This window comes from Pseudoalteromonas sp. Of11M-6 (genome assembly GCF_022347905.1).
Taxonomy (GTDB): domain Bacteria; phylum Pseudomonadota; class Gammaproteobacteria; order Enterobacterales; family Alteromonadaceae; genus Pseudoalteromonas.
This window is the reverse complement of record NZ_JAKRFW010000023.1, coordinates 61,232-67,737: the sequence shown is the minus strand read 5'-3', so window position 1 is coordinate 67,737 and position 6,506 is coordinate 61,232. Positions and strand designations below refer to the sequence as shown.

Sequence of the window (6,506 nt, the reverse complement as noted above, 5' to 3'; positions counted from 1 at the left end):
ATTTTGCTATTTAGTTGTTCTAAATGAGAAATTTTTAACGAAGCTAATATGCTATTTCACCCTTCAAATTGATTAGAGAATTAATTCAATTGGTATTAATGCCTGATCACTTTCATGGCTTACTGACGCTTGGCAATACACAACTTGGTAAGATTGTTGGAGAATTAAAAGGCGGAACAGCTAACCTGCTAAACACAGAATTTGGCAAAGCGCGTATTACTATCATCAGCTCAGATCCACAGAAGATAGGCATACCATTGCCTAGCATATTGCTGTAAACCCACTAAGAACCAAGCTAGTAAGCCGCATTGGTGATTACCTTTATTGGAACTCACACTTTCTGTGATTGGCTGGTTAAAGGGTCTCTTCCCAACTCAGTTAACACGCTTAGATACACCGACAAGTTACCTTCCGCCATCACCTCAATGGCAAATTCACTGCACATTTTAGCGCGACCTTTACGGCCCATTTGCTCTCGTAAAATCGGGTCCTGCAATAAGCGATTAAGATCTTGAGTAAACTGAGCTTGATTACCAATCGGAGCAAGTAATCCGGTTTCATTGTGCGCAACCGCTTCGGGAATGCCACCGGCAGTAAAGCCTACGACAGGCACGCCAGATGCGCTACTTTGTAATAACGCTACGCCTAGCCCTTCCATCGATGCTGGATGTGCAACAATATCAACCGCCGGTAAAATACGCGCTACGTCTTGTCGAAATCCCACCAGCTGGACAATTTTTTGCAGCCCCAGCTCATCTATACGCGCTTGATACTGTTGCAGCTTTGGCCCTCGGCCAAACAGTAATACACGTAAATTAGGATGCTCAGCAATGAGTTGTTTGGCTGCACGCATGATCACATCCTGCCCTTTGCGCTCTATCAGTTGCGCAAAATTAGCCACAACCAAGGCATTTTGTGGTAGTTCAAACTCATCAAGCAGCCATTGCCGCTCCGCACTATTTGGTGCAAAGCGCTCGGTATCGACGGCACTGTGGACTAACTTTACTTGCTCAGAGGCAACACCTTGTGAGAGTAATACTTGGCGGATCCCCTCTGAGATAGCGATAACTTTATCGTAGGCTGGGTACTTTAATTTTGACCACCAGCGTGGCTCGGTGTTGTCGACTCGTCTCGATAAAATAACAGGAACATTAAGCAACTTAGCGGCAAGTAATCCCCAAGTATCAACCCCTCGACGGCTGTGAATATGAACACAATCAGGCCGATGATGGGCAATAGTCTTTCGTAAACGCAAACATTGCATGACATCGAGATCGCCTGCCATTTTCACAGGATCCACAACAACTTGCTTATCAACGGCTGCAATCATTTCACTATTAGGCGGGCAAACCAGTACGTTCTCAATGCCCTTTTGCTGTAACGCTTGAGTTAAATACACCACTTGTTGTGCGCCGCCATATAAGTGACGACCCGCTTCAATATGCAGAACTTTCATAGCACTTCTCCCAGTGCGCTCGACACTCTTTGTGGCGTGAGCCCCACCATACAATCAAAACGAGCCTCACAGGTTGGCCGGCGTTTGCATGGTGAGCAAGCAAGTTTATCGCTCAACACGCGACCATTTGGATTGAAGGTGTTTTCATACGGTAAGGTTGAACCAAACAATGCAATAACCGGGGTATGATGCGCCATCGCCATGTGAGTCAGTCCAGTATCAACGCCAATCACACCTTTTGCCCCCCGAATGATCTCGCTGCACTCAAGTAATGTCGTTTTCCCAGTTAGATTAATGATCCCTGGCATCTGTTTTTCTAAACGCTCGCTATAAACGATATCACTTGGTCCACCCAATATAATAATATGCGCACAAATAGACTGATTTACTTGTTTATACAACTCACACCAATGCCCATCTACCCAGTGTTTCTGTGCTCTCGTTGTAAACGGACAAAACACCACATAAGGTTGACCTTGAGTATGCTCCAATAGCAGTGCTTTTGTGTGTTGTTGTGTCTCTTTCGAGGCAATGAGCGAGTATTGAAATGCCGTTTCTGGCGCACCAAAAAATTTCGCTGCAGCTCTGTATTCCGAGCTGATATCAGCAGACCAAGGCGAGGTCACTACCTTATTCATAAGCCACTGACTGCCCTCGCGACTATTGATCCCAACCTTATATTGAGCGCCACTTAGCCAAGCTAGCGCGCCACTTTTAAGGAGTCCTTGGGCGTCGAGCACTAAGTCAAATTGTCGACTAGCCAACTGCTTTTTAAAGCTATTAACTTGCTTAAGTAGCGCTATGATCCCCTGTGCTTTTCGCACTTTTTGCCACTCATTGCGAGGCCACAGGATCACCTCATCTAGCAATGGATTTTGTTGCAGCAAGGTCGCGCCAGCAGGCTCTGCTAACCAGCTCAGTTTTGCTTCTGGATAACGTGCCTTTAGTGCAGAAATAAGGCCTGACGCCATCACGATATCACCAATGGCACTGAGCCGGACAATAAGGATATTGTTGTATTGCATTGTTATCTGATCACCATTGGATGTAATCGGGTACTATGAACTGGCCGTTGCGCCTGCTTTAACTGATATAAAACTTGCAATGTGGTTGTGTGTAGTGCGCCATTATGCTTTGCGATAGCAGCTTGCCCAGCCTGTATTTGTTGTGTTGTTGCAGCACTATTTTGCCAAAAGCCGATGACTTCTTTAGCTATTTGCTGTGGTTCGTTACCCTCAACAAGTGCACCAGCTTGACTCAGCGGCGCACATATATCTTCACAATTTCGTCGACTACTTCCCATTACGACGGCAGCCCCTTGGACAATGGCTTCGGCAGGGTTGTGACCACCGAGCTTAACTAACGAGCCACCGATAAAGGCAACATGGGCATCACGATAAAACGCAAATAGTTTGCCCATCGTATCGAGCAGATACACTTGCGTATTTGCCGTTAGTGTTGGCGCGTGCGAGTAACGCTGACAGCTCAGCCCGCTTGCTTGCAGCAGCTGCCATACCTCATCAAATCTTTCAGGATGACGCGGTGCGATAATTAGCTGAGCTGCTGGATTTTGCTGTAACAACTGTTTGTGCGCTGCGACCACCGCTATTTCTTCAGTGTCATGCGTGCTCCCCGCAATCCATGTCAGCTGAGAGGGTTTTTGCGTTGGGTCGGCGTGTTTAACTTCTGGCCAATCGTACTTGATATTACCGCACATCATCAGTTTTTCTGGTGGTACACCCAACTCGCGAAAAGCTTGATAACTGAGCTCGCTTTGCGGCAGGATTTTATGCACCTTGGACACCATAAAGGTAAAAAGACCTAACATGTTGGCATAACGATTTTTTGATCTGTCGGTCATGCGGGCATTTACCAGCATCACTCGACTGCCTTGGTTGCGCGACTGGCGAATAAGGTTCGGCCACCACTCCATCTCAACCGACATGGTCAATACCGGATTAAAATGCGTCAAGAACGCACCAACTGTCAATTGAAAGTCCAGTGGCAAATAAGTGTGAATGACTTGCTCCCCCCAGTTGCGCTCAATATAGTTGGAACCCGCAACCGTGGTACAAGTAAAAACAATGGGTAAATGAGGATGCTGTTTACGCAGCTCAGGAATAAGTTTAGCAATGGCGGCGCATTCGCCAACGGAGACGCCATGTAAATGAATACAGGCGGGTAAACGTTTACAATCGTAGACACCTAAGCGCTGTAAAAAGTGCCTTTTATAACCCGGTTTACGTAGCCATTTTTTTAATAAGATCAGCGCAATCAAAGGTAAACACAACAACAGGATACTGTTATAAACACCAATCCAAAGTGAATTAGCTGATCTTCTACGAAGACGAGAGGTTGTCTTAACCTTAGCCATAGCTACACCTTGTTATTCAAGCCTGAATTAACCCCAGTGTAACTATGGTTTTTGACACTAAATTGACAGCGAGTTATACCAACTTGCTTTATTAAGTGGTCTATTTTAAAAATTGCTATCAGCTACTCGTAGCGCAGCGCTGATGAGGGGCGCCGGCTTGCAACCTTGTAGGTAACGAGCACAACGGTAAGCCAAGTAAGCAAGATCACAAGTAGGCCTGCGACTCCATAAATCCATATAGATTGATTTATCCGCTCATTAAAGCGATTAAGCCACTCACCAACTAGCCAATACGTCAGCGGGACTGCAAGTACCATACTCAATGCAGATAACCACAAATACTCTTTAGCAACCAAGCTAATTAACCCAATACGTGAAGCGCCTAACACTTTACGGATAGCTAATTCCTTTTCTTTACGCAAGGTAGTAAATGACGCTAATCCAAATGTTCCGAGTAAGGTCAGGAATATAGCTAAAGGACTAAAGATAGATAGCATGGTAAGCGTATAGAGTTCATTCTTGTGGGCCGCCAAGAACTCATCATTGAGAGACTGAACTTCTATATCACGACGATTGAGATGTGCAGCAAGAACTTGTTCAATTTCAGTGATCACGTTATCTGGATTAATGCCTTCAGCGATCTTTAATACCACATTTGCAGTTTCACCATCAACATGACCAAGCATCAATGAAGTAGGTTGTACTGCATTATTCACAGAGCCAATTCTGATATCCTCAACTACGCCCACAACCTTGGCTGTCAACTTTCGCCTTGGTACGGTAACAGTGACGCCGATTACCTCATCAAGCTTCTCATATCCCGCTAAATGAGCCATTTTCTTGGTTATCAGGATCGCGACATGCGCTTCTCCATTTTGCTGTTCACGATACCAATCTCCAGCGTAATCGCGACTAAAGCCTCGCCCAGTAATCAACTTTAACCCGAGTACATCAATCACGTCATAACCCGTATTGATTACTGCTAACATGCCGTCATAGGTTTCGCCATTTGGCCAAGTGTAATGCATCCCACCGTTAATGGCGGTTGCATAATTGGTATCGCTCAATGTCCAACCAGCCACACCTGAGATCTGGCCTAACTCATCAAGCAATGCGTTTCCTTGTTGCTGATAGATCAGCTCTGAGGGCAATTCTCGAATGATAATTCGCTGTGCTTTTTCGTAACCTACATCCAACTGTTTTACCAGCATCATTTGTTGATAGAGCATGCTGATAGCTGCTATCAGCCCTACGCCAATCGCACCTTGTAAGCATAAGGTTATTTTGCGGATCCTTGCTGATGAACGCCCTCGACTAAAATCGCCACTTAACACTTTTTTCGCGCCAAATGACGAGATAAATAAAGCTGGATATAGCCCAGAAAATAAACCAACCACTGTCAATGTAATTACAAGACCGAGCATAAATAGAGAGTTGTATACCAATGTCAGGGGCTGCGCGATTAACTGATTAAAGTGCGGCAATGCCAACTCAACGATTACAACCCCTAAAAACCCTGAAAACAGCACAATCAGTAACGATTCTGACAGGAATTGTGTGACGAGTTGCGACTTACTGGCACCTAGCGCTTTACGTATGCCGACTTCTTTAGCACGCTTTGCAGCACTGGCAATATTGAAGTTAATAAAATTAGCGCTGGCTATGATCACAAGTAAAGTACTCAGCACAACGCTCACTTGCAGTGCCAAATAAGACCCGCCTTGCTTCATCTCTACGGTACCATTGGTGTAAAAATGCAACTGGGTCAATGGAATAAACTGAAACTGGATGTCTTTGAAGTTCGGGTTTTTAGCTCTTTTTTGCATCTCGCGCGTCATCTTTTGGGCTAACGCGTTAGGATCTGCTTCTGGCTGCAACTTTAAATACACATGACTACTAAAAGGACCGCGCTGCAATTTGGGTAAGTACATCAGCACATCAAAATCAAAGTGTGTATTTGCTTCTAAATCCGCAAAAACAGCAGCCACTTCATAGCTTCCCCCATCGTATTCAAGTTGCCTGCCGATAACATCTGTGTCGCCAAACAAGCGCTTTGATTCTGTCTGACTAAGGGCGATAAGATTGGGCTGAGAAAGGGCCTGAGTTAAGTCTCCATGTAATACTGAGATATTCACAAACTCAGCCAAATTTGGCGTCGCAACATACGCTTTTTTGAGCTTAAAGCGCTGATCTTTAACCTTCACGATATCCGCCATTGGTTCGCCACTATATTGTAACGATTCAATCCGACTAATAATCAACAGCTCCTTTATTTGACTGTGCTTTTGCATCAGCAGCGGCATTCTAGGGTCAATCGCACCGCGCACGCCCACACCCACAGAGCGCAAATCTAAATGTACTCGATAAACATGATTTGCATCAGGTTGATGTTTATCAACAATCAACTGACTTTGGGCAAATAAAGCCACGATAATTGCAGCAGCAATTCCAATGCTGAAACCGATGACATTGAGCAGTGTGTGTAGCTTTTGCTTTTTACTTACCCGAATTGCCGTACTCAAATATGAAGTGAGCATAGAAGATCCTTTTTAGTTATTTTTTATAAAGATATCCAGTACAAAGTCACTTGATTTTTCCACTTGCGATTGTGACTCACTTTTAAAAAATGACTGCTTGTAGCAGTATATTCACACCATTCAAAAGCAGAAATGGTCG

At 44.9% G+C, this 6,506-nt stretch carries 5 protein-coding genes; 1 reads left to right on the top strand and 4 read right to left on the bottom strand.

Annotation, left to right across the window (positions count from 1 at the left end):
- The first annotated feature begins 98 nt into the window (after positions 1-98).
- Positions 99-278, top strand: a complete 180-nt coding sequence (locus MHN32_RS12870; protein WP_239421906.1) for a transposase — start codon at positions 99-101, stop codon at positions 276-278.
- A 53-nt stretch (positions 279-331) separates the two neighbouring features.
- On the opposite strand, the gene MHN32_RS12865 is transcribed toward MHN32_RS12870, so the two are convergent.
- The 4 genes from MHN32_RS12865 to MHN32_RS12850 form a co-directional block, all read right to left on the bottom strand.
- Positions 332-1,456 (bottom strand): glycosyltransferase, encoded by a 1,125-nt coding sequence (locus MHN32_RS12865; RefSeq protein ID WP_239421904.1) that lies wholly within the window; start codon positions 1,454-1,456, stop codon positions 332-334.
- Complete coding sequence (locus tag MHN32_RS12860) at positions 1,453-2,481, bottom strand: glycosyltransferase family 9 protein (protein WP_239421902.1); 1,029 nt, start codon at positions 2,479-2,481, stop codon at positions 1,453-1,455. Before MHN32_RS12860 ends, MHN32_RS12865 begins: the two co-directional genes overlap by 4 nt.
- Before the next feature lie 2 nt (positions 2,482-2,483).
- Positions 2,484-3,830: a 3-deoxy-D-manno-octulosonic acid transferase gene (locus MHN32_RS12855; protein WP_239421900.1), complete on the bottom strand. Its 1,347-nt coding sequence runs from the start codon at positions 3,828-3,830 to the stop codon at positions 2,484-2,486.
- Positions 3,831-3,952: 122 nt separating this feature from the next.
- The gene (locus MHN32_RS12850) at positions 3,953-6,367 is read right to left on the bottom strand and encodes an FtsX-like permease family protein (protein WP_239421898.1); all 2,415 of its coding nucleotides are present in this window, start codon (positions 6,365-6,367) and stop codon (positions 3,953-3,955) included.
- Between the last annotated feature and the right edge of the window lie 139 nt (positions 6,368-6,506).

Excerpts from the sequence above, each read along its gene's own strand:
- MHN32_RS12850 (WP_239421898.1), bottom strand. The coding sequence starts at position 6,367 with ATGCTCACTTCATATTTGAGTACGGCAATTCGGGTAAGTAAAAAGCAA.
- MHN32_RS12860 (WP_239421902.1), bottom strand. The coding sequence starts at position 2,481 with ATGCAATACAACAATATCCTTATTGTCCGGCTCAGTGCCATTGGTGAT.
- MHN32_RS12855 (WP_239421900.1), bottom strand. The coding sequence starts at position 3,830 with ATGGCTAAGGTTAAGACAACCTCTCGTCTTCGTAGAAGATCAGCTAAT.
- MHN32_RS12865 (WP_239421904.1), bottom strand. The coding sequence starts at position 1,456 with ATGAAAGTTCTGCATATTGAAGCGGGTCGTCACTTATATGGCGGCGCA.
- MHN32_RS12870 (WP_239421906.1), top strand. The coding sequence starts at position 99 with ATGCCTGATCACTTTCATGGCTTACTGACGCTTGGCAATACACAACTT.